This window comes from Caldifermentibacillus hisashii, assembly GCF_039654145.1.
Lineage (GTDB): Bacteria > Bacillota > Bacilli > Bacillales > Caldibacillaceae > Caldifermentibacillus > Caldifermentibacillus hisashii.
Map to the genome: position 1 here is coordinate 131,405 of NZ_CP155467.1, position 20,543 is coordinate 151,947.

General features: G+C 40.0%; 25 protein-coding genes. All 25 read left to right on the forward strand.

What is annotated here, in order from left to right; translation table 11 throughout:
* Window positions 1-54: 54 nt before the first annotated feature.
* The 25 genes from rpoB to rplR all read left to right on the forward strand — a co-directional run bounded on the left by rpoB (window position 55) and on the right by rplR (window position 20,524).
* Window positions 55-3,615: a DNA-directed RNA polymerase subunit beta gene (gene rpoB, locus NSQ14_RS00640; protein WP_095141914.1), complete on the forward strand. Its 3,561-nt coding sequence runs from the start codon at window positions 55-57 to the stop codon at window positions 3,613-3,615.
* A gap of 122 nt (window positions 3,616-3,737) precedes the next feature.
* Complete coding sequence (rpoC, locus tag NSQ14_RS00645) at window positions 3,738-7,334, forward strand: DNA-directed RNA polymerase subunit beta' (protein ID WP_095141915.1); 3,597 nt, start codon at window positions 3,738-3,740, stop codon at window positions 7,332-7,334.
* Window positions 7,335-7,474: 140 nt separating this feature from the next.
* Window positions 7,475-7,723 carry a 50S ribosomal protein L7ae-like protein gene (locus NSQ14_RS00650; protein ID WP_034767010.1) on the forward strand — a complete coding sequence of 83 codons (249 nt, stop codon included), beginning with the start codon at window positions 7,475-7,477 and terminating at the stop codon, window positions 7,721-7,723.
* A 100-nt stretch (window positions 7,724-7,823) separates the two neighbouring features.
* Complete coding sequence (rpsL, locus tag NSQ14_RS00655) at window positions 7,824-8,243, forward strand: 30S ribosomal protein S12 (RefSeq protein ID WP_034767013.1); 420 nt, start codon at window positions 7,824-7,826, stop codon at window positions 8,241-8,243.
* 46 nt (window positions 8,244-8,289) lie between these two features.
* On the forward strand, window positions 8,290-8,760 hold the full coding sequence (rpsG, locus tag NSQ14_RS00660; protein WP_034767015.1) for a 30S ribosomal protein S7: 471 nt from the start codon (window positions 8,290-8,292) through the stop codon (window positions 8,758-8,760).
* 77 nt (window positions 8,761-8,837) lie between these two features.
* Complete coding sequence (gene fusA, locus NSQ14_RS00665) at window positions 8,838-10,916, forward strand: elongation factor G (protein WP_346216753.1); 2,079 nt, start codon at window positions 8,838-8,840, stop codon at window positions 10,914-10,916.
* 130 nt (window positions 10,917-11,046) lie between these two features.
* Window positions 11,047-12,234 (forward strand): elongation factor Tu, encoded by a 1,188-nt coding sequence (gene tuf / locus NSQ14_RS00670; RefSeq protein ID WP_034767019.1) that lies wholly within the window; start codon window positions 11,047-11,049, stop codon window positions 12,232-12,234.
* 341 nt (window positions 12,235-12,575) lie between these two features.
* Window positions 12,576-12,884: a 30S ribosomal protein S10 gene (rpsJ, locus tag NSQ14_RS00675; protein WP_003156464.1), complete on the forward strand. Its 309-nt coding sequence runs from the start codon at window positions 12,576-12,578 to the stop codon at window positions 12,882-12,884.
* A 33-nt stretch (window positions 12,885-12,917) separates the two neighbouring features.
* Complete coding sequence (gene rplC, locus NSQ14_RS00680; RefSeq protein WP_034767021.1) at window positions 12,918-13,547, forward strand: 50S ribosomal protein L3; 630 nt, start codon at window positions 12,918-12,920, stop codon at window positions 13,545-13,547.
* A gap of 26 nt (window positions 13,548-13,573) precedes the next feature.
* Window positions 13,574-14,197 carry a 50S ribosomal protein L4 gene (rplD, locus tag NSQ14_RS00685; protein ID WP_034767023.1) on the forward strand — a complete coding sequence of 208 codons (624 nt, stop codon included), beginning with the start codon at window positions 13,574-13,576 and terminating at the stop codon, window positions 14,195-14,197.
* Window positions 14,197-14,481: a 50S ribosomal protein L23 gene (rplW, locus tag NSQ14_RS00690; RefSeq protein ID WP_034767030.1), complete on the forward strand. Its 285-nt coding sequence runs from the start codon at window positions 14,197-14,199 to the stop codon at window positions 14,479-14,481. The genes rplD and rplW overlap by 1 nt, the downstream gene beginning before the upstream one ends.
* Window positions 14,482-14,505: 24 nt before the next feature.
* Complete coding sequence (rplB, locus tag NSQ14_RS00695; protein ID WP_034767031.1) at window positions 14,506-15,336, forward strand: 50S ribosomal protein L2; 831 nt, start codon at window positions 14,506-14,508, stop codon at window positions 15,334-15,336.
* A gap of 60 nt (window positions 15,337-15,396) precedes the next feature.
* On the forward strand, window positions 15,397-15,675 hold the full coding sequence (gene rpsS, locus NSQ14_RS00700) for a 30S ribosomal protein S19 (protein ID WP_034767032.1): 279 nt from the start codon (window positions 15,397-15,399) through the stop codon (window positions 15,673-15,675).
* 18 nt (window positions 15,676-15,693) lie between these two features.
* Window positions 15,694-16,035: a 50S ribosomal protein L22 gene (gene rplV, locus NSQ14_RS00705; protein ID WP_034767033.1), complete on the forward strand. Its 342-nt coding sequence runs from the start codon at window positions 15,694-15,696 to the stop codon at window positions 16,033-16,035.
* A 3-nt stretch (window positions 16,036-16,038) separates the two neighbouring features.
* Window positions 16,039-16,695 (forward strand): 30S ribosomal protein S3, encoded by a 657-nt coding sequence (gene rpsC / locus NSQ14_RS00710; RefSeq protein WP_034767034.1) that lies wholly within the window; start codon window positions 16,039-16,041, stop codon window positions 16,693-16,695.
* Window positions 16,696-16,697: 2 nt separating this feature from the next.
* Window positions 16,698-17,132 (forward strand): 50S ribosomal protein L16, encoded by a 435-nt coding sequence (gene rplP, locus NSQ14_RS00715; RefSeq protein ID WP_034767035.1) that lies wholly within the window; start codon window positions 16,698-16,700, stop codon window positions 17,130-17,132.
* Window positions 17,122-17,322: a 50S ribosomal protein L29 gene (gene rpmC / locus NSQ14_RS00720; protein WP_034767036.1), complete on the forward strand. Its 201-nt coding sequence runs from the start codon at window positions 17,122-17,124 to the stop codon at window positions 17,320-17,322. The genes rplP and rpmC overlap by 11 nt, the downstream gene beginning before the upstream one ends.
* A gap of 21 nt (window positions 17,323-17,343) precedes the next feature.
* Window positions 17,344-17,607, forward strand: a complete 264-nt coding sequence (gene rpsQ / locus NSQ14_RS00725; RefSeq protein WP_034767038.1) for a 30S ribosomal protein S17 — start codon at window positions 17,344-17,346, stop codon at window positions 17,605-17,607.
* A gap of 41 nt (window positions 17,608-17,648) precedes the next feature.
* Window positions 17,649-18,017, forward strand: a complete 369-nt coding sequence (gene rplN / locus NSQ14_RS00730; protein WP_034767040.1) for a 50S ribosomal protein L14 — start codon at window positions 17,649-17,651, stop codon at window positions 18,015-18,017.
* A 38-nt stretch (window positions 18,018-18,055) separates the two neighbouring features.
* A complete protein-coding gene (gene rplX / locus NSQ14_RS00735; RefSeq protein ID WP_034767042.1) occupies window positions 18,056-18,367 on the forward strand; it encodes a 50S ribosomal protein L24 in 312 nt (103 codons plus the stop codon).
* Between the two features lie 28 nt (window positions 18,368-18,395).
* Window positions 18,396-18,935 carry a 50S ribosomal protein L5 gene (gene rplE / locus NSQ14_RS00740; protein ID WP_034767044.1) on the forward strand — a complete coding sequence of 180 codons (540 nt, stop codon included), beginning with the start codon at window positions 18,396-18,398 and terminating at the stop codon, window positions 18,933-18,935.
* A 20-nt stretch (window positions 18,936-18,955) separates the two neighbouring features.
* A complete protein-coding gene (locus tag NSQ14_RS00745) occupies window positions 18,956-19,141 on the forward strand; it encodes a type Z 30S ribosomal protein S14 (RefSeq protein ID WP_034767047.1) in 186 nt (61 codons plus the stop codon).
* A 27-nt stretch (window positions 19,142-19,168) separates the two neighbouring features.
* On the forward strand, window positions 19,169-19,567 hold the full coding sequence (gene rpsH, locus NSQ14_RS00750; RefSeq protein WP_034767049.1) for a 30S ribosomal protein S8: 399 nt from the start codon (window positions 19,169-19,171) through the stop codon (window positions 19,565-19,567).
* A 27-nt stretch (window positions 19,568-19,594) separates the two neighbouring features.
* Window positions 19,595-20,131, forward strand: a complete 537-nt coding sequence (gene rplF / locus NSQ14_RS00755) for a 50S ribosomal protein L6 (RefSeq protein ID WP_034767051.1) — start codon at window positions 19,595-19,597, stop codon at window positions 20,129-20,131.
* A 30-nt stretch (window positions 20,132-20,161) separates the two neighbouring features.
* Window positions 20,162-20,524, forward strand: coding sequence for a 50S ribosomal protein L18 (gene rplR / locus NSQ14_RS00760; protein WP_034767053.1), 363 nt, complete (start codon window positions 20,162-20,164; stop codon window positions 20,522-20,524).
* Window positions 20,525-20,543: the final 19 nt, after the last annotated feature.

Here is a 20,543-nt window from a genome sequence, read left to right on the forward strand (position 1 = left end):
GCATTTCAATGATTTTTGGCATTTTCAAAACGTTTGATTTGAGGGGTGAATCAGTTGACAGGTCAACTAGTTCAATATGGACGGCACCGCAAGCGGAGAAGTTATGCGAGAATACGTGAAGTTTTAGAATTACCGAATCTTGTTGAAATTCAAACCGCATCATACAAATGGTTTTTTGATGAAGGTTTGCGGGAAATGTTTCAGGATATTTCCCCGATAGAGGATTTTACGGGTAATTTGTCTCTTGAGTTCATTGACTATGAATTGGGAGAACCAAAGTACTCTGTTGATGAAGCAAAAGAACGTGATGTTACATATGCAGCACCACTGAGGGTAAAAGTTCGGTTAGTTAATAAGGAAACTGGGGAAGTAAAGGACCAGGATGTGTTCATGGGTGATTTTCCGCTTATGACAGAAACAGGTACCTTTATTATTAATGGTGCTGAACGGGTCATTGTCTCCCAATTGGTTCGTTCCCCCAGTGTCTATTATAATGCAAAAGTTGATAAGAATGGTAGAAGTGGTTTCAGTGCAACTGTAATACCAAACCGTGGTGCTTGGCTCGAATATGAAACCGATGCGAAAGATGTTGTTTACGTTCGCATCGATCGTACGCGAAAACTTCCGGTTACAGTATTATTACGTGCTTTAGGATTTGGTTCAGATCAAGAGATCATTGATTTAATAGGTGATAATGAGTTTTTGCGAAATACGCTGGAAAAAGATAATACCGATAGCACGGAAAAAGCATTAATAGAAATATATGAGCGCTTGCGGCCGGGTGAACCGCCAACCGTTGAAAATGCAAAGAGTTTATTGATCTCACGTTTTTTCGACCCAAAACGGTATGATTTAGCCAATGTTGGGCGCTATAAAATGAACAAGAAATTAAATATTTCCAATCGTTTGTTTGGGCAAACCTTGGCTGAAACACTCGCTGATCCCGAAACCGGAGAAATTGTTGCTGAAAAAGGGACAGTATTAGATCGACGTACTTTGGATCGACTTATTCCTTATATCGAAAAAGGAATTGGTTTTAAACGATTTAATCCGACCGGCGGCGTTTTGGAAGAAGAAATTTTAATCCAATCCATTCGAGTTTATGCTCCAAATGATGATGAGAATAAAGAAATTAATATTATTGGGAATGCAGGTATAAAGGAAAAAATTAAACATATCACACCGGCAGATATTATTTCGTCTATTAGTTATTTCTTCAATTTGCTTCATCAAGTTGGTAGAACGGACGATATTGATCATCTGGGTAATCGCCGGATTCGCTCTGTTGGTGAATTATTACAAAACCAATTCCGTATCGGTTTATCAAGAATGGAACGGGTTGTCCGTGAAAGAATGTCGATTCAAGATACGAACACAATTACACCACAGCAACTCATTAATATTCGCCCGGTAATTGCGGCAATCAAAGAGTTTTTTGGCAGTTCTCAGCTGTCACAATTCATGGACCAAACGAACCCGTTAGCTGAACTTACCAATAAAAGACGTTTATCCGCTCTTGGACCGGGTGGTTTGACACGAGAACGGGCAAGTATGGAAGTACGGGACGTTCACTATTCACACTATGGAAGAATGTGCCCGATTGAAACACCTGAAGGTCCGAACATTGGGTTAATCAACTCGCTTTCCACGTATGCGAAAGTGAATAAATTTGGCTTTATTGAAGCACCGTATCGCAAGGTTAATCACGAGACTGGTAAGGTTACTAATGAAATTCATTACATGACAGCGGATGAAGAAGATAACTATGTTGTCGCTCAGGCGAATGCGAAAGTGGATGACGAAGGGAACTTCTTGGAAAAAGAAGTTTTTGCAAGATTCCGTGGTGAAAACTTAGTTGTTTCAGTTGACCGTGTCGATTATATCGATGTTTCTCCTAAACAAGTCGTTTCCGTTGCGACTGCTTGTATTCCGTTCCTTGAAAACGATGACTCTAACCGCGCTTTGATGGGAGCAAACATGCAGCGTCAAGCTGTTCCGTTACTTGTTCCTGAAGCACCAATTGTAGGTACGGGAATGGAACATGTCAGTGCTCGTGATTCAGGGGCGGCAGTTATTTGTAAACATGATGGTATCGTTGAACATGTTGAAGGCGATCAAATTCGTGTTCGTCGTATTTCAACAATTGATGGTCAAGAAGTTCGCGGTGACTTGGATCGTTATAAAGTTCATAAATTTGATCGTTCCAATAATGGAATGAGCTTTAACCAGAGACCAATTGTCAAGGTCGGTGATCGTGTCAAAAAAGGTGAAATTTTGGCCGATGGACCTTCCATGGAAAAAGGGGAATTGGCTTTGGGACGAAATGTACTGGTTGCTTTCATGACATGGGAAGGTTACAACTATGAAGATGCGATCGTCATGAGTGAACGTCTGGTGAAAGATGATGTATATACTTCTATTCATATTGAAGAGTATGAATCTGAATCCAGGGATACAAAACTAGGGCCTGAAGAAATCACGAGAGATATTCCGAATGTTGGGGAAGATGCTCTTCGAAATCTTGATGAGCGTGGAATCATCCGCATTGGAGCAGAAGTGAAAGATGGCGATCTTCTCGTTGGGAAGGTAACACCAAAAGGAGTTACGGAATTAACTGCTGAAGAAAGACTTCTACATGCGATCTTTGGTGAAAAAGCAAGGGAAGTTCGAGATACCTCTCTGCGCGTTCCACATGGCGGCGGCGGAATTGTTCTTGATGTAAAAGTATTCAATAGGGAAGACGGCGATGAACTGCCACCTGGAGTTAATCAATTAGTTCGGGTATATATTGTACAAAAACGGAAAATCCGTGTTGGCGATAAAATGGCCGGACGACATGGGAATAAAGGGGTTATTTCACGCATTCTTCCGGAAGAAGATATGCCGTACTTACCTGATGGAACCCCTGTTGATATCATGCTAAATCCATTAGGTGTGCCGTCACGGATGAACATTGGGCAAGTTTTAGAGTTGCATTTAGGGATTGCTGCAAAGAAACTTGGCATCCATGTTGCTACACCGGTCTTTGACGGTGCAACCGAAGATGATGTGTGGGATACGTTGGAGGAAGCCGGTCTTGCCCGTGACGGTAAAACCATTCTTTATGACGGTAGAACTGGTGAACCGTTTGATAACCGTGTATCTGTCGGTATCATGTATATGATTAAACTGGCACATATGGTTGACGACAAATTGCATGCTCGCTCAACAGGTCCTTACTCGTTAGTTACCCAACAACCGCTGGGCGGAAAAGCACAGTTTGGTGGACAACGGTTTGGTGAAATGGAAGTGTGGGCTTTAGAAGCCTATGGAGCGGCATATACGCTTCAAGAAATCTTAACCGTTAAGTCGGACGATATTGTTGGTCGGGTAAAAACATACGAAGCTATCGTTAAAGGCGAGAATGTTCCTGAACCGGGTGTTCCGGAATCTTTCAAAGTGTTGATGAAAGAATTGCAAAGTTTAGGTTTGGATGTCAAAATCCTTTCCGGAAACCAACAGGAAATTGACATGAAGGACTTAGAAGATGATGATGATTTTCAACAAGCTGATGCTTTAAATATACAATCCGAAAACAATAATCAAGAATCTGAAAAAGTAGGTGTCACCGAGTAAAAAAAGAAAAAAACTCAATACTTACAGATCTCAATTTTAAATCGAGAGCCTGTGTATTGGGTTTTTCTTTCCCTGAAATGAACCAAATTGGGAATTACCCTTATGAATAGGAGGTCGACCCCTTGCTAGACGTAAATAACTTTGAATATATGAAAATTGGTTTGGCTTCACCGGATAAAATTCGTTCATGGTCACACGGTGAAGTCAAAAAACCGGAAACAATCAACTATCGCACATTAAAACCGGAAAAAGACGGTCTATTTTGTGAACGGATTTTTGGTCCGACAAAAGATTGGGAATGCCATTGCGGTAAATACAAACGAGTAAGATATAAAGGTGTTGTCTGTGATCGCTGCGGTGTTGAAGTGACCCGTTCAAAAGTTCGTCGGGAAAGAATGGGGCATATTGAACTGGCAGCTCCGATATCACATATATGGTATTTTAAAGGAATTCCAAGCCGGATGGGGCTTGTGCTGGACATGTCTCCGAGAGCACTTGAGGAAGTTATTTATTTCGCCTCATATGTCGTTACAGAACCGGGAAATACAACATTAGAAAAGAAACAATTACTATCTGAAAAAGAGTACCGTTCTTATCGGGAAAAATATGGCAATAAATTCCAAGCCGGAATGGGTGCAGAAGCAATTAAAAAACTTCTCCAAGATGTCGATCTTGAAAAGGAAAGTGCCACTTTAAGGGAAGAGCTAAAAACTGCTCAAGGACAAAGAAGAACCCGTGCGATTAAACGGTTGGAAGTTATTGAGGCCTTCCGTAATTCAGGGAACGATCCTTCATGGATGGTTCTTGATGTTCTACCCGTTATCCCGCCTGAATTACGTCCAATGGTCCAACTGGATGGCGGTCGTTTCGCCACTTCTGACTTAAATGATTTATATCGTCGGGTAATTAACAGAAATAACCGGCTGAAACGTTTATTAGATCTTGGTGCTCCCAGCATTATCGTTCAAAATGAAAAACGGATGCTGCAAGAAGCTGTCGATGCGTTAATTGATAACGGTCGTCGCGGCAGACCGGTAACAGGCCCGGGAAATCGTCCGTTAAAATCTTTATCCCATATGTTAAAAGGAAAACAAGGTCGATTCCGTCAAAACTTGCTCGGAAAACGTGTTGACTATTCGGGGCGTTCTGTTATCGTTGTCGGTCCAAACTTAAAAATGTATCAATGCGGTTTGCCGAAAGAAATGGCCATTGAATTATTTAAGCCGTTTGTCATGAAAGAACTTGTTGCCAAAGGCTTAGCTCACAATATTAAATCAGCAAAACGGAAAATAGAACGGCTCAGTCCGGAAATCTGGGATGTGTTGGAAGAAGTTATTAAAGAACACCCGGTCTTATTGAATCGTGCCCCAACACTACATAGATTGGGAATTCAAGCATTTGAGCCAACATTGGTGGAAGGTCGTGCCATTCGTTTGCACCCGTTAGTCTGTACGGCTTACAACGCGGACTTTGACGGTGACCAAATGGCTGTCCATGTTCCGCTATCTGCTGAAGCCCAAGCGGAAGCACGTTTACTCATGCTTGCTGCTCAAAACATCTTGAATCCGAAAGACGGAAAACCGGTTGTTACACCTTCCCAAGATATGGTGCTAGGTAACTATTATTTAACATTAGAAAGAAAAGGGGCAATCGGTGAAGGAATGGTCTTCAAAGATCGGGAAGAAGCACTCATTGCTTACCAAAACGGATATGTCCATTTACACACAAGGGTAGCGGTTCATGCCGGTTCGTTGAAAAACCCAACATTTACCGAAAAGCAAAACAAAAAATTGCTATTAACAACGGTTGGGAAATTAATTTTCAATGAAATTTTACCGAAATCTTTCCCATATATAAATGAGCCGACAACTTCAAATTTGGAAGAAAAGACACCTGCAAAGTATTTTGTTGACCCTTCTGCAAATATTAAGGAAATCCTTGAAGAAAGAGAATTGATTTCTCCATTCAAGAAAGGCTATTTAGGAAAAATTATTGCGGAAGTGTTTAAACGGTACAAAATAACCGCAACATCAAAAATGCTTGATCGCATGAAAGATCTCGGTTTTAAATATTCAACAAAAGCAGGTATTACCATTAGTATTGCGGATATCACTGTACTTCCACAAAAATATGAAATCTTGGAAGATGCCCAAAGAAAAGTTGATAATGTACAAAAACAATTCCGGAGAGGTTTAATAACGGAAGATGAACGCTATGATCGTGTCATTTCCATCTGGAGTGCGGCAAAAGATGAAATTCAAGGAAAACTGATGGAATCGTTGGATAAATTCAATCCGATCTTTATGATGAGTGATTCCGGTGCCCGGGGTAATGCGTCGAACTTTACCCAACTTGCCGGTATGCGTGGCTTGATGGCGAACCCGGCCGGGCGAATCATTGAGTTGCCAATTAAATCAAGTTTCCGTGAAGGCTTGACTGTTCAAGAATACTTTATCTCTACCCATGGTGCCCGGAAAGGTCTGGCGGATACTGCACTTAAGACGGCAGACTCGGGTTATTTAACGAGACGTCTCGTAGATGTCGCCCAAGATGTCATTATTCGAGAAGAAGACTGTGGAACAGATCGCGGAATTTACGTTTCTGCAATCATGGATGGAACAGAGATTATCGAACCGCTGGAAGAACGCTTAATCGGACGTTACTCCAGGAAAACCGTAAGACATCCGGAAACAAATAAAGTGATCGTGGGACAAAATGAGTTAATTACTGAAGACATTGCCAAAGAAATTGTAAAAGCAGGAATTACTTCTGTTTGGATTCGTTCTGCATTTACATGTAATACAAAACATGGTGTATGTAAAAAATGTTATGGATATAACTTGGCTACAGGACAGGAAGTTGAAGTCGGTGAAGCAGTTGGAATTATTGCTGCCCAATCAATTGGTGAACCGGGAACGCAGTTGACGATGCGTACGTTCCACACCGGTGGGGTTGCCGGGGATGATATTACCCAAGGTCTTCCTCGTGTTCAAGAGCTTTTTGAAGCACGGAATCCAAAAGGTCAAGCCGTTATTACTGAAATCGACGGTGAAATCACTTCAATAAGCGAAGGAAAAGATCGTCAACAAGAAATTGTTGTTTCCGGTAGTATTGAAACAAGGACATACAATGCACCATATACAGCCCGCTTAAAAGTTGCTGTGGGTGATATGGTTAAACGGGGTCAAGAATTAACAGAAGGTTCGATTGATCCGAAAGAACTATTAAAGGTAACAGATGTTCAAACTGTTCAACAATATTTATTGCATGAGGTACAACGTGTTTACCGGATGCAAGGGGTTGAAATCGGCGATAAACATATCGAAGTAATGGTTCGTCAGATGTTACGTAAGGTTCGAGTGATCGATTCAGGAGAAACAGATGTTTTACCGGGTACGCTAATGGATATCCATCAATTTACCGAAGCGAACAAAAAAGCATTGCTTGAAGGGAAAAATCCGGCAACCGGAAAACCTGTACTGCTCGGAATTACGAAAGCCTCTCTTGAAACTGACTCATTCTTGTCGGCGGCATCATTCCAAGAAACAACCCGTGTTCTTACTGATGCAGCCATTAAAGGAAAACAAGATGAATTACTCGGCTTAAAGGAGAATGTTATTATCGGGAAACTTGTTCCAGCCGGTACAGGAATGCAAGTATATCGGAAAACTAAGTTCAAAAAAATGAAAGATATTGAAGAACCGGTAATTGTCGAATAAAAATGAAACGTGCCGGGATCAGTCCGAACGGATCCCGGCCCATATAAAAATATTCAATTAACAACTTGACTTTTAATTTTTATGGTGCTAATATATTCAAGGTGCTCCTAATCATCCTGTTGCTTTGGAGGATATATAAGATGTCTTATGAAAAAGTAAAACAGGCCAGGAATATAAAAATAGGAACAAAGCAAACTTTGAAAGCTCTGAAGTCGGGCTCTGTTCATGAAGTGATCGTTGCTAGCGATGCCGATAAGAAACTCATATCGGAAATTGTTAAAATTGCGAATGAGGCAAATGTGCCAATTATCTATGTAGATTCCATGGAGAAACTTGGAAAAGCGTGTGGTATAGACGTGCGTGCTGCAACAGTTGCTATTATGAATTAAATATTACTGTAGTTAATTATTTAACTACAAAATTATTTTTGCCCAAAAATGAATCACCTGGATGTGTGGGCTTAAAAAACCAAGAAGGGAGGAAAAAATCATGCCTACAATTAATCAATTAGTTCGTAAACCACGTAAAGCGATTGTTGAAAAGTCAAAATCTCCTGCACTAAACAAGGGTTATAACAGTTTTAAAAAGGAACAAACGAACCTTGCATCACCTCAAAAACGCGGTGTATGTACACGTGTAGGGACGATGACACCGAAAAAACCAAACTCCGCACTTCGTAAATATGCTCGTGTTCGGCTAACGAACGGAATCGAAGTAACAGCTTATATTCCCGGGATCGGACATAATTTACAAGAACACAGTGTTGTGTTAATCCGTGGCGGACGTGTAAAAGACTTACCTGGGGTACGTTACCATATCGTTCGTGGAGCGTTAGATACGGCAGGAGTAGAAAACCGTAAACAAGGTCGTTCGAAATACGGTACAAAACGTCCGAAAGAGAAGAAATAATAAACCATTTTTAAGTTGATTATCTTTTGAAAGGAGGAATAAGGTAATGCCACGTAAAGGCCCAGTTGCGAAAAGAGATGTGTTACCGGATCCGATTTATAATTCAAAACTAGTAACACGTTTAGTAAATAAAATTATGATTGATGGAAAAAGAGGAAAAGCTCAAACAATCCTTTATAAAGCATTTGATATTATCCGTGAGCGGACCGGAAAAGAGCCAATGGAAGTTTTCGAACAAGCTCTTAAAAATGTTATGCCGGTATTAGAAGTAAGAGCCCGCCGTGTAGGTGGTGCGAACTATCAAGTGCCTGTAGAAGTTCGTCCTGACCGTCGAACAACATTAGGTTTACGCTGGTTAGTAAACTATGCTCGTCTTCGCGGAGAAAAAACAATGGAAGAACGTTTAGCCAACGAAATCATGGATGCTGCAAATAATACAGGTGCTTCCGTGAAAAAACGTGAAGATACACATAAAATGGCTGAAGCAAACAAAGCGTTTGCTCACTATCGTTGGTAATTCATTACTTCTATTATTAAGTATACGATTTTTGCAATTAACTTTTTAATAATTATAACAAGGAAGGAGAAATATGGATGCCAAGAGAGTTCTCCTTAGAAAACACTCGTAATATTGGAATCATGGCACATATCGATGCAGGAAAAACAACAACAACCGAACGCATCCTATTTTACACTGGCCGGATCCATAAAATTGGTGAAACCCATGAAGGTGCTTCCCAAATGGACTGGATGGAGCAAGAACAAGAACGGGGGATTACCATTACTTCTGCTGCTACGACAGCACAATGGAAAGGTCACCGTGTAAATATTATCGACACCCCGGGACACGTAGACTTCACTGTTGAAGTTGAACGTTCCTTACGTGTACTAGACGGTGCAGTGACTGTTCTTGACGCCCAATCCGGTGTTGAACCACAAACAGAAACTGTATGGCGTCAAGCAACAACATACGGGGTACCGAGAATTGTTTTTGTAAATAAAATGGATAAAATCGGGGCCAATTTCTTGTATTCAGTCGATACACTTCATGATCGTTTGCAAGCAAATGCCCATGCGATTCAGTTGCCGATGGGTGCCGAAGATCAATTCAACGGTATCATCGATTTAGTTGAAATGAAAGCTGTATTTTATGCAAATGATCTTGGTACTGAAATTACTGATGGAGAAATTCCTGACGAGTATAAAGACCAAGCTGAGGAATATCGCAACAAATTAATTGAGGCTGTTGCTGAACTTGATGAAGACTTAATGATGAAATATCTTGAAGGTGAAGAAATTACAGTTGAAGAACTGAAAGCAGGTATTCGTAAAGCAACTTTAAGTGTTGAGTTCTTCCCGGTACTTTGCGGTTCAGCGTTTAAAAACAAAGGTGTTCAGTTGATGCTGGATGCAGTAGTCGACTATCTGCCATCACCGATTGACATACCTTCTATCAAAGGTATTATTCCGGATACGGATGAAGATGTTGAACGTCATGCAGATGACGATGAGCCTTTCTCTGCATTAGCATTTAAAGTAATGACCGATCCATATGTTGGTAAACTGACATTCTTCCGTGTTTACTCGGGTACATTGCAATCCGGCTCTTATGTACTGAACTCTACAAAAGGGAAACGTGAGCGGATTGGGCGTATTCTGCAAATGCACGCAAATCACCGTCAAGAAATTCCAGAAGTTCATGCCGGCGACATTGCTGCAGCGGTTGGTTTGAAAGATACAACAACCGGCGATACCCTTTGTGATGAAAAAAATCCGGTTATTTTAGAATCTATGGAATTCCCGGAACCGGTCATCTCTGTTGCGATTGAACCAAAATCGAAAGCTGACCAAGACAAGATGAGTACAGCATTACAAAAACTTCAAGAAGAAGACCCGACATTCCGTGCACATACAGACCAAGAAACAGGTCAAACCATCATCGAAGGTATGGGTGAACTTCACCTTGATATTATCGTCGATCGTATGCGCCGTGAATTTAAGGTAGAAGCAAATGTGGGTGCTCCACAAGTTGCATATCGTGAAACATTTACTACTTCAGCTCAAGTTGAAGGGAAGTTTGTTCGCCAATCCGGTGGACGTGGACAATATGGTCACGTTTGGATCGAGTTCTCACCGAATGAACAAGGTAAAGGCTTTGAATTTGAAAATGCAATTGTCGGTGGGGTTGTTCCACGCGAATATATACCAGCCGTTCAAGCAGGACTTGAAGATGCAATGAAAAACGGTGTCATTGCCGGTTATCCTTTAGTTGACATTAAAGCAAAATTATTTGATGGTTCTTATCATGATGTTGACTCTAGCGAAATGGCATTTAAAGTTGCGGCTTCACTTGCTTTGAAAAATGCCGCTAAAAAATGTAACCCTGTATTACTGGAACCAATTATGAGAGTGGAAGTTGTTATTCCGGAAGAATACTTGGGCGATATTATGGGCGATATTACTTCTCGTCGTGGTCGCGTTGAGGGAATGGAAGCCCGGGGGAACGCACAAGTTGTTCGTGCAATGGTTCCTCTTGCCGAAATGTTTGGATATGCAACCTCATTGCGTTCCAACACACAAGGACGCGGTACTTTTACAATGTTTACGGATCACTATGAAGAAGTACCAAAATCAATTGCTGAAGAAATAATTAAAAAAAATAGCGGTCAATAATTGATTTTGTAAAGTGAATCTTGTATAACTACTATTGAAGGTTACAAATGCGATGGAAATGGTTTAACCACCTTTCCAGAGCTACATAATATATTTTGTAAATTTTAAAATTAAAGGAGGATATATCCTAATGGCTAAAGCTAAATATGATCGTTCAAAACCACATGTTAATATTGGTACTATCGGACACGTTGACCATGGTAAAACTACTTTAACTGCAGCAATTACTGCTGTTCTTGCAAAACAAGGGAAAGCAGAAGCTCGTGCATATGACCAAATCGACGGTGCTCCTGAAGAAAAAGCTCGTGGAATCACGATTTCTACTGCACACGTTGAATATGAAACTGACAAACGGCACTATGCACACGTTGACTGCCCAGGACATGCTGACTATGTTAAAAACATGATTACTGGTGCAGCTCAAATGGACGGAGCAATCCTTGTTGTATCTGCTGCTGACGGTCCAATGCCACAAACTCGTGAACACATTCTTCTTTCTCGTCAAGTAGGTGTTCCCTACATCGTTGTATTTTTAAACAAATGCGATATGGTTGACGATGAAGAATTATTAGAATTAGTTGAAATGGAAGTTCGTGACCTGTTATCAGAATATGACTTCCCGGGTGATGATATCCCTGTTATTAAAGGTTCTGCTTTAAAAGCTCTTGAAGGAGACGCAGAATGGGAAGGTAAAATCCTTGAATTAATGGAAGCTGTTGATGAATACATTCCAACTCCACAACGTGAAACTGATAAACCATTTATGATGCCGGTTGAAGATGTATTCTCAATCACTGGTCGTGGTACAGTTGCAACCGGTCGTGTAGAACGCGGTGAGTTAAAAGTTGGTGACGTTGTTGAAATCGTTGGTCTTTCAGAAGAACCAAAACAAACAACTGTAACTGGTGTTGAAATGTTCCGTAAATTATTAGACCAAGCAGAAGCCGGTGACAATATCGGTGCACTTCTTCGTGGGGTTGCTCGTGATGAAGTTGAACGTGGTCAAGTACTTGCTAAACCAGGAACAATTACACCACATACAAAATTTAAAGCACAAGTTTACGTATTAACAAAAGAAGAAGGTGGACGTCATACTCCATTCTTCTCAAACTATCGTCCGCAATTCTATTTCCGTACAACAGATGTTACAGGCATCATTGAATTACCTGAAGGCGTAGAAATGGTTATGCCTGGCGACAATGTTGAAATGACAGTAGAATTGATTGCACCGATCGCTATTGAAGAAGGTACAAAATTCTCAATTCGCGAAGGTGGACGTACAGTCGGAGCAGGCTCTGTTGCTTCTATCGAAAAATAAAAATCATTTCGATCAGACGAAAGACGGGTAGATAATCTATCCGTCTTGTTTTTTTAAACAAAAAATTTCAAGCAGATGTATGGCTTCAAATTATTATCAAAAGTTACCATGCTAATGATGTTGAAAAAAGGTTATGTTCTATGTATAATAGTAGAGGTTTTGTTACAGATAACTTTGGAAAAAGGTTGCATTCGTTATACTTTTTATGTATAATATCAAATGTTGACTTTTATTAGCGATGAAGTGAGAGGTTGCTGACACACCCGGCCGCTTTGCCATGGCATGTGTGCAGGAAATTTTCATGGAGAAGTCTAGCAATTAGGCGAAAAGGAGGGAAAATAATGGCAAAACAAAAGATTCGTATCCGATTAAAAGCATATGATCATCGTATTCTTGATCAATCAGCAGAAAAGATTGTGGAAACCGCAAAACGTTCCGGAGCATCAGTAAGTGGTCCGATTCCGTTGCCAACTGAAAAATCAGTTTATACCATTTTACGTGCGGTACACAAATATAAAGATTCCCGAGAACAATTCGAAATGCGTACACATAAACGTTTGATCGACATCGTGAATCCAACTCCACAAACTGTTGATGCTTTGATGAGATTGGATTTACCATCCGGTGTTGATATTGAAATTAAATTATAATCAATTCACTTTAAAATTTAGGAGGTGTGACTGATGACCAAAGGAATCTTAGGAAGAAAAATTGGTATGACTCAAATTTTCTTGGAAAACGGCGATCTTATCCCTGTTACAGTTGTTGACGTAACACCTAACGTCGTTCTTCAAAAGAAAACTGTTGAAACAGACGGTTATAATGCAATTCAATTAGGTTATGAAGATAAACCTGAAAGATTGGCAAATCAGCCCGAAAAAGGCCATGTTGCCAAAGCAAATACCGCTCCTAAGCGCTTCATCAGTGAAATTAGAGATGTAAATATAGAAGAATATGAAATTGGTCAAGAAGTCAAAGCAGATATTTTTCAAGAAGGTACGATTGTCGATGTAACCGGAATTTCCAAAGGGAAAGGATTCCAAGGTGCTATTAAACGGCACGGACAATCACGTGGACCAATGTCACACGGTTCTCGTTATCATCGTCGTCCTGGTTCAATGGGGCCAATAGCTCCAAACCGTGTATTCAAATCTAAAGAATTACCGGGTCGTATGGGTGGAGAACAAATTACCATTCAAAACCTGGAAATTGTCAAGGTGGATACAGATAGAAACCTTCTATTAATTAAAGGAAATGTTCCTGGTCCAAAAAAATCATTCTTGAAAATTAGAACGGCGATAAAAGCAAAGTAAATTAAAGAGGAAAGGAGGACATAGGAATGCCAAAAGTAACTGTGTATAACCAAGCCGGATCACAAGTCGGAGAAATCGAACTGAATGATTCCGTATTTGGTATTGAACCGAATAAACATGTCATGTCAGAAGTGATCATTAGTTTGCGAGCTTCTCAGAGACAAGGAACTGCAAAAGTAAAAAATCGTTCCGAAGTTCGCGGCGGTGGTCGTAAACCATGGAGACAAAAAGGAACAGGCCGTGCTCGTCAAGGCTCAATTCGCGCACCTCAATGGCGTGGGGGTGGTACAGTATTTGGCCCAGTACCGCGTAGTTATGCATATAAACTTCCGAAAAAGGTGCGTCGCTTAGCATTAAAATCGGCTTTATCAACAAAAGTACAAGAAAACAATATTGTGATACTTGATCAATTAACATTTGAAGCACCAAAGACAAAAGATTTTGTAACTGTTCTAAAAAATCTGTCAGTGGATACAAAAGCACTTATTGTAACAAGTGATACTAATGAAAATGCAGTATTATCTGCGCGAAATATCCCTGGTGTAAAAGTTGTCAGCTCAAATGCGGTTAATGTATTAGATATTATTGGTCATGAAAAGTTAATCATGACAGAAGATGCTGCCAGAAAAGTAGAGGAGGTGCTAGCATAATGGATGCACGTGATGTAATCAAGCGCCCCGTCATTACTGAACGCTCTATGAACGATTTGAACGATAGAAAATATACATTTGAAGTAGATGTCAGAGCGAATAAAACCCAAGTAAAACAAGCCGTTGAAGAAATTTTCGGTGTTAAAGTAGAAAAAGTTAACATTATGAACTACAAAGGTAAGTTCAAAAGAATGGGCAGATATACCGGTTTTACAAATAAACGTAGAAAAGCAATTGTCAAATTAACGGAAGATAGTCAAGAGATTGAAATCTTTCAAGCTTAAGTAATTGAAAAGGAGGGAAAATAAATGGCGATTAAACATTATAAACCTACCTCAAATGGTCGGCGTAATATGACGGTTTCCGATTTTGCGGAAATTACTACAGATAAACCGGAAAAATCATTGTTACGTCCGTTAAACAAAAAGGCAGGCCGTAATAACCAAGGTAAGTTAACTGTTCGTCACCAAGGCGGTGGACATAAACGCCAATACCGTGTGATTGATTTTAAACGTAACAAAGATGGCATACTCGGACGCGTTGCCACTATTGAATATGATCCGAATCGATCTGCAAATATCGCCTTAATCCATTATCATGATGGAGAAAAAAGATATATTCTTGCACCAAAAGGATTAGAAGTCGGAATGGATATTGAATCCGGTCCGGATGCGGATATTAAAGTTGGAAATGCTCTACCTTTGGCAAACATTCCGGTTGGTACCGTAATTCATAACATTGAATTAAAACCCGGAAAAGGCGGTCAATTAGTTCGTTCTGCCGGAGCAAGTGCACAAGTGCTCGGTAAAGAAGGCAAATATGTACTAGTTCGCTTAACATCCGGTGAAGTTCGTATGGTTCTTGGTACTTGCCGTGCAACAGTCGGTCAAGTTGGAAATGAACAACATGAACTTATAAATATCGGTAAAGCAGGTCGTTCCCGCTGGTTAGGCAAACGCCCAACTGTACGCGGATCTGTAATGAACCCGAATGACCATCCACACGGTGGTGGTGAAGGTAAAGCTCCTGTTGGACGTAAATCTCCAATGACTCCTTGGGGTAAACCTGCACTTGGATATAAAACTCGTAAGAAAAATAATAAGTCAGATAAGTTTATCGTACGTCGTCGTAAAAAATAAAATGATTTGGCTACGGTTCGATGATAGAACCGTAGGGCAATTAAGAAGGGAGGTTCAAACATGGGTCGTAGCTTAAAAAAGGGTCCTTTTGCAGATGAACATCTTCTGAAAAAAGTAGATGTATTAAATGAAAGTGGTAAAAAACAAGTAATTAAAACATGGTCTCGTCGTTCAACGATTTTCCCGTCATTTGTAGGGCATACGATTGCAGTATATGATGGACGTAAACATGTACCGGTTTACATTACCGAAGATATGGTGGGTCATAAACTTGGTGAATTTGCACCAACTCGTACTTATAAAGGCCATGCCGGTGATGATAAGAAAACAAGACGTTAATGAGAGGAGGGCAAATCCATGGAAGCTAAAGCTGTTGCTAGAACAGTTCGTATTGCACCTCGTAAAGCTCGCTTAGTCGTTGATCTAATTCGAGGAAAACAAGTCGGTGAAGCAATTTCTATTTTAAAATTCACACCTAAAGCTGCATCCCCAATCGTTGAAAAAGTATTAAATTCTGCTATTGCGAATGCTGAACATAACTACGAAATGGATGTAAACAATTTAGTTGTTTCAAAAGCATATGTTGACGAAGGTCCGACATTGAAACGTTTCCGTCCGCGTGCACAAGGACGTGCTTCACAAATTAATAAACGTACTAGCCATATTACAATTGTGCTATCAGAAAAAAAGGAGGGATAATGAGTGGGTCAAAAAGTTAATCCTATCGGTTTGCGTGTCGGGATTATTCGTGATTGGGAATCCAAATGGTACGCAGATAAAGATTATGCAGAACTATTACATGAAGATATTAAAATTCGTGAATATATTTATAATCGCCTCAAAGATGCTGCAGTATCCGGCGTTGAAATTGAACGTGCGGCAAACCGTGTAAATATTACCATCCATACAGCGAAACCGGGAATGGTCATCGGTAAAGGTGGTTCCGAAGTTGAAGCATTACGAAAAGCGTTAAATGCAATTACGGGTAAAAAGGTGCATATTAACATTGTTGAAATTAAAAAGGCAGATCTTGATGCAAAACTGGTTGCTGAAAATATTGCACGTCAATTAGAAAACCGTGTTTCATTCCGTCGTGCGCAAAAACAAGCAATTCAAAGAACGATGCGTGCAGGTGCAAAAGGTATCAGAACAATGGTATCCGGACGTCTTGGCGGAGCTGATATTGCACGTGCCGAACACTATAGTGAAGGAACGGTGCCACTTCATACTTTACGTGCAGACATCGATTATGCACATGCAGAAGCGGATACAACTTACGGTAAACTTGGTGTAAAAGTTTGGATCTATCGTGGTGAAGTTCTTCCTGCGAAGAAAAATTCCGAGGAAGGAGGAAAATAATAATGTTAATGCCTAAACGTGTAAAATATCGTCGTGAACATCGTGGGAAAATGCGTGGCCGTGCGAAAGGCGGTACTGAAGTTGCGTTCGGTGAATACGGCCTGCAAGCACTTGAAGCTTCATGGATTACAAACCGTCAAATTGAAGCAGCACGTATTGCGATGACTCGTTATATGAAACGTGGCGGTAAAGTTTGGATTAAAATTTTTCCGCATAAACCATATACTGCAAAACCGCTTGAAGTTCGGATGGGTTCCGGTAAAGGTGCTCCTGAAGGCTGGGTGGCAGTTGTAAAACCTGGTAAAATATTGTTTGAAATTGCCGGAGTTTCTGAAGAAGTTGCTCGTGAGGCATTGCGTCTAGCATCTCATAAACTTCCGATTAAATGTAAGTTTGTAAAAAGAGAAGAAATTGGTGGTGAAGTAAATGAAAGCTAAAGAAATTCGTGATTTAACCACTACCGAAATTGAACAAAAAATTAAGTCGTTAAAAGAAGAACTTTTCAATCTTCGCTTCCAATTGGCGACCGGTCAACTTGAAAATACTGCTCGTATAAGGGAAGTACGTAAATCCATTGCACGTATGAAAACTGTCATCCGTGAAAGAGAGATCGGCATTAACAACTAATACTAGGGAGGAGGTAAGGTAATGAGTGAACGCAACCAACGTAAAGTTTATACAGGGCGTGTTGTTTCAGATAAAATGGATAAAACCATTACCGTTTTAGTTGAAACATATAAAAAACATCCTCTTTATGGTAAACGCGTGAAATATTCGAAAAAATTTAAAGCCCATGATGAGTTGAACGAAGCAAAAGTTGGCGATATTGTTCAAATCATGGAAACTCGTCCGCTTTCTGCAACAAAACGTTTTCGTTTAGTAAAAGTTGTTGAAAAAGCTGTTATTATTTAATTTCCAATAGAACGTATTGTTTCCGAAGGGAGGTTTCATTTATGATTCAACAAGAAACTCGTTTGAAAGTTGCTGATAATTCAGGAGCACGCGAAGTCTTAACGATTAAAGTATTAGGCGGATCCGGCCGTAAATATGCGAATATCGGTGACGTGATTGTCGCAACTGTTAAACAAGCAACACCAGGAGGCGTTGTTAAAAAAGGTGATGTAGTTAAAGCAGTTGTTGTACGTACAAAACGTGGTGTACGGCGCAGTGACGGTACTTATATCCGTTTTGATGAAAATGCTTGTGTCATAATCCGTGACGATAAAAGCCCGCGCGGCACCCGTATTTTTGGACCTGTTGCACGTGAACTTCGTGATAACAACTTTATGAAGATTGTCTCACTTGCTCCGGAAGTTCTTTAATTTTAAAAAGATTTATGCCTTTTAAGGAGGTGCGAATGATGCATGTAAAAAAAGGTGATAAAGTGATGGTTATTTCCGGTAAAGATAAAGGCAAGACAGGTATTGTTTTAGCCGCCTATCCTAAAAAAGACCGGGTGATTGTAGAAAATGTAAATATTGTTAAAAAGCATGCAAAACCATCTCAAGATAATCCTCAAGGTGGAATTATAAACATGGAAGCTGCCATTCATGTTTCTAACGTTATGCCGATTGATCCTAAGACCGGTGAACCAACTCGTGTTGGTTATCAAGTAATAGATGGTAAAAAAGTACGTATTGCCAAAAAATCAGGTGCGGTATTAGATAAATAATTCGTGGTGAAGAAAGGAGGTACACATGATGAACCGCCTAAAAGAAAAATATATAAAAGAAATCGTTCCAAGTTTAATGAGTAAATTTAACTATAAATCTGTCATGCAAGTTCCTAAACTTGAAAAAATTGTTGTCAATATGGGTGTTGGAGATGCCGTTCAAAACTCAAAAGCATTGGATAATGCTGTAGAGGAATTAACACTAATTACCGGTCAAAAACCGGTAGTAACCAGAGCGAAAAAATCAATCGCAGGTTTCCGTCTTCGTGAAGGAATGCCGATTGGCGCCAAAGTTACTCTTCGTGGTGAACGGATGTATGATTTTCTTGATAAATTAGTTTCTGTTTCATTACCTCGTGTACGTGATTTCCGTGGAGTTTCAAAAAATGCGTTTGACGGTCGCGGTAATTACACTCTAGGGATTAAAGAACAATTAATTTTCCCTGAAATTGATTATGATAAAGTTGCCAAAGTACGCGGTATGGACATTGTTATTGTTACAACTGCAAATACTGATGAAGAATCTCGTGAGCTATTAACTCAATTAGGAATGCCGTTCAAAAAGTAATCGAAAAAGGAGGCGAAACCGTGGCTAAAAAATCAATGATTGTGAAACAAAAACGTCAACCAAAATTTAAAGTTCAAGAATATACACGCTGTGAACGTTGTGGCCGTCCACATTCCGTATATCGCAAATTTAAATTATGCCGTATTTGTTTCCGTGAATTAGCTTATAAAGGTCAAATTCCTGGTGTTAAAAAAGCAAGTTGGTAAAACCCGTTTCGAAAGGAGGTAAATGGTATGGTAATGACAGATCCAATTGCAGATTTATTAACTCGTATTCGTAATGCGAATATGGTACGTCACGATAGTTTAGAAGTATCTGCTTCGAAAATTAAAAAAGAAATTGCAGAAATTTTGAAACGTGAAGGATTCGTTCGTGATGTTGAATATATCGATGACAACAAACAAGGGATCATTCGTATTTTCTTAAAATACGGTCCAAACAACGAACGTGTTATAACCGGTCTAAAGCGTATAAGCAAACCTGGCTTACGTGTGTACGCAAAAGCTGATGAAGTACCAAAAGTATTGAACGGATTAGGTATTGCTATTATCTCAACATCATCAGGTGTAATTACGGATAAAGAAGCGCGTGCACGTAAAGTAGGCGGAGAAGTTTTAGCATACGTTTGGTAATCTAGGTATGAATGGAGGTGTATTTTAATGTCACGTATCGGTAAAAAACCTATCGAAGTTCCTGCAGGTGTCACGGTGACACTTAACGGAAATAGAGTAACTGTAAAAGGACCTAAAGGGGAATTAAGCAGAGAGTTTAATAAAGACATAACGATCACTGTTGAAGATAATGTTGTAACCGTCACTCGTCCATCTGATTCCAAAGAACATCGGACAGTTCACGGTACTACCCGTGCAATCCTTGCAAATATGGTTGAAGGAGTTTCAAAAGGTTTTGAAAAATCTCTTGAACTGATTGGGGTTGGATATCGGGCACAAAAACAAGGGAATAAACTTGTTTTAAGTGTTGGTTATTCTCATCCTGTAGAGATCACTCCGGAAAATGGGCTTGAAATTGATGTTCCATCCAATACCCAAATCGTTGTGAAAGGTATTGACAAGGAACAAGTTGGGGCATTAGCGGCAAATATTAGAGATGTCCGTCCGCCTGAACCATATAAAGGTAAAGGTATTCGCTATGTTGGTGAATATGTCCGTCGAAAAGAAGGTAAGACTGGTAAATAAGGATAAACGTTTTAGAAGGGAGTGACACACATGATTATAAAACCTGATAAAAATGCGGTTCGCAGAAAAAGACATACACGCATTCGTGCAAAAATATCCGGTACTCCTGAACGTCCGAGACTCACTGTCTTTCGTTCAAACAAACATATTTATGCACAATTAATCGATGATACGAAGGGTGTAACTGTAGCAAGTGCATCAACTTTAGATAAGGAAATTAATTTAGAATCAACCAGCAATATTGAAGCAGCTGCAAAAGTAGGCGAGTTGGTGGCTAAACGTGCGTTAGAAAAAGGTTATAAGTCGGTTGTTTTTGATCGTAGTGGTTATCTGTATCATGGTCGGATTCAAGCTTTAGCAGATTCAGCACGGGAAACCGGTCTGGAATTTTAATAGAAAAAGGAGGGAAAAT

Excerpts from the sequence above, each read along its gene's own strand:
- rplE (WP_034767044.1), top strand. The coding sequence starts at position 18,396 with ATGAACCGCCTAAAAGAAAAATATATAAAAGAAATCGTTCCAAGTTTA.
- rplF (WP_034767051.1), top strand. The coding sequence starts at position 19,595 with ATGTCACGTATCGGTAAAAAACCTATCGAAGTTCCTGCAGGTGTCACG.
- NSQ14_RS00650 (WP_034767010.1), top strand. The coding sequence starts at position 7,475 with ATGTCTTATGAAAAAGTAAAACAGGCCAGGAATATAAAAATAGGAACA.
- rplV (WP_034767033.1), top strand. The coding sequence starts at position 15,694 with ATGGAAGCTAAAGCTGTTGCTAGAACAGTTCGTATTGCACCTCGTAAA.
- rpsL (WP_034767013.1), top strand. The coding sequence starts at position 7,824 with ATGCCTACAATTAATCAATTAGTTCGTAAACCACGTAAAGCGATTGTT.
- rplD (WP_034767023.1), top strand. The coding sequence starts at position 13,574 with ATGCCAAAAGTAACTGTGTATAACCAAGCCGGATCACAAGTCGGAGAA.
- rplP (WP_034767035.1), top strand. The coding sequence starts at position 16,698 with ATGTTAATGCCTAAACGTGTAAAATATCGTCGTGAACATCGTGGGAAA.
- rpsS (WP_034767032.1), top strand. The coding sequence starts at position 15,397 with ATGGGTCGTAGCTTAAAAAAGGGTCCTTTTGCAGATGAACATCTTCTG.
- rpmC (WP_034767036.1), top strand. The coding sequence starts at position 17,122 with ATGAAAGCTAAAGAAATTCGTGATTTAACCACTACCGAAATTGAACAA.
- rplX (WP_034767042.1), top strand. The coding sequence starts at position 18,056 with ATGCATGTAAAAAAAGGTGATAAAGTGATGGTTATTTCCGGTAAAGAT.
- rpsJ (WP_003156464.1), top strand. The coding sequence starts at position 12,576 with ATGGCAAAACAAAAGATTCGTATCCGATTAAAAGCATATGATCATCGT.
- rplR (WP_034767053.1), top strand. The coding sequence starts at position 20,162 with ATGATTATAAAACCTGATAAAAATGCGGTTCGCAGAAAAAGACATACA.
- rplW (WP_034767030.1), top strand. The coding sequence starts at position 14,197 with ATGGATGCACGTGATGTAATCAAGCGCCCCGTCATTACTGAACGCTCT.
- rplB (WP_034767031.1), top strand. The coding sequence starts at position 14,506 with ATGGCGATTAAACATTATAAACCTACCTCAAATGGTCGGCGTAATATG.
- rplC (WP_034767021.1), top strand. The coding sequence starts at position 12,918 with ATGACCAAAGGAATCTTAGGAAGAAAAATTGGTATGACTCAAATTTTC.
- rpsH (WP_034767049.1), top strand. The coding sequence starts at position 19,169 with ATGGTAATGACAGATCCAATTGCAGATTTATTAACTCGTATTCGTAAT.
- rpsG (WP_034767015.1), top strand. The coding sequence starts at position 8,290 with ATGCCACGTAAAGGCCCAGTTGCGAAAAGAGATGTGTTACCGGATCCG.
- fusA (WP_346216753.1), top strand. The coding sequence starts at position 8,838 with ATGCCAAGAGAGTTCTCCTTAGAAAACACTCGTAATATTGGAATCATG.
- tuf (WP_034767019.1), top strand. The coding sequence starts at position 11,047 with ATGGCTAAAGCTAAATATGATCGTTCAAAACCACATGTTAATATTGGT.
- rpsQ (WP_034767038.1), top strand. The coding sequence starts at position 17,344 with ATGAGTGAACGCAACCAACGTAAAGTTTATACAGGGCGTGTTGTTTCA.
- rplN (WP_034767040.1), top strand. The coding sequence starts at position 17,649 with ATGATTCAACAAGAAACTCGTTTGAAAGTTGCTGATAATTCAGGAGCA.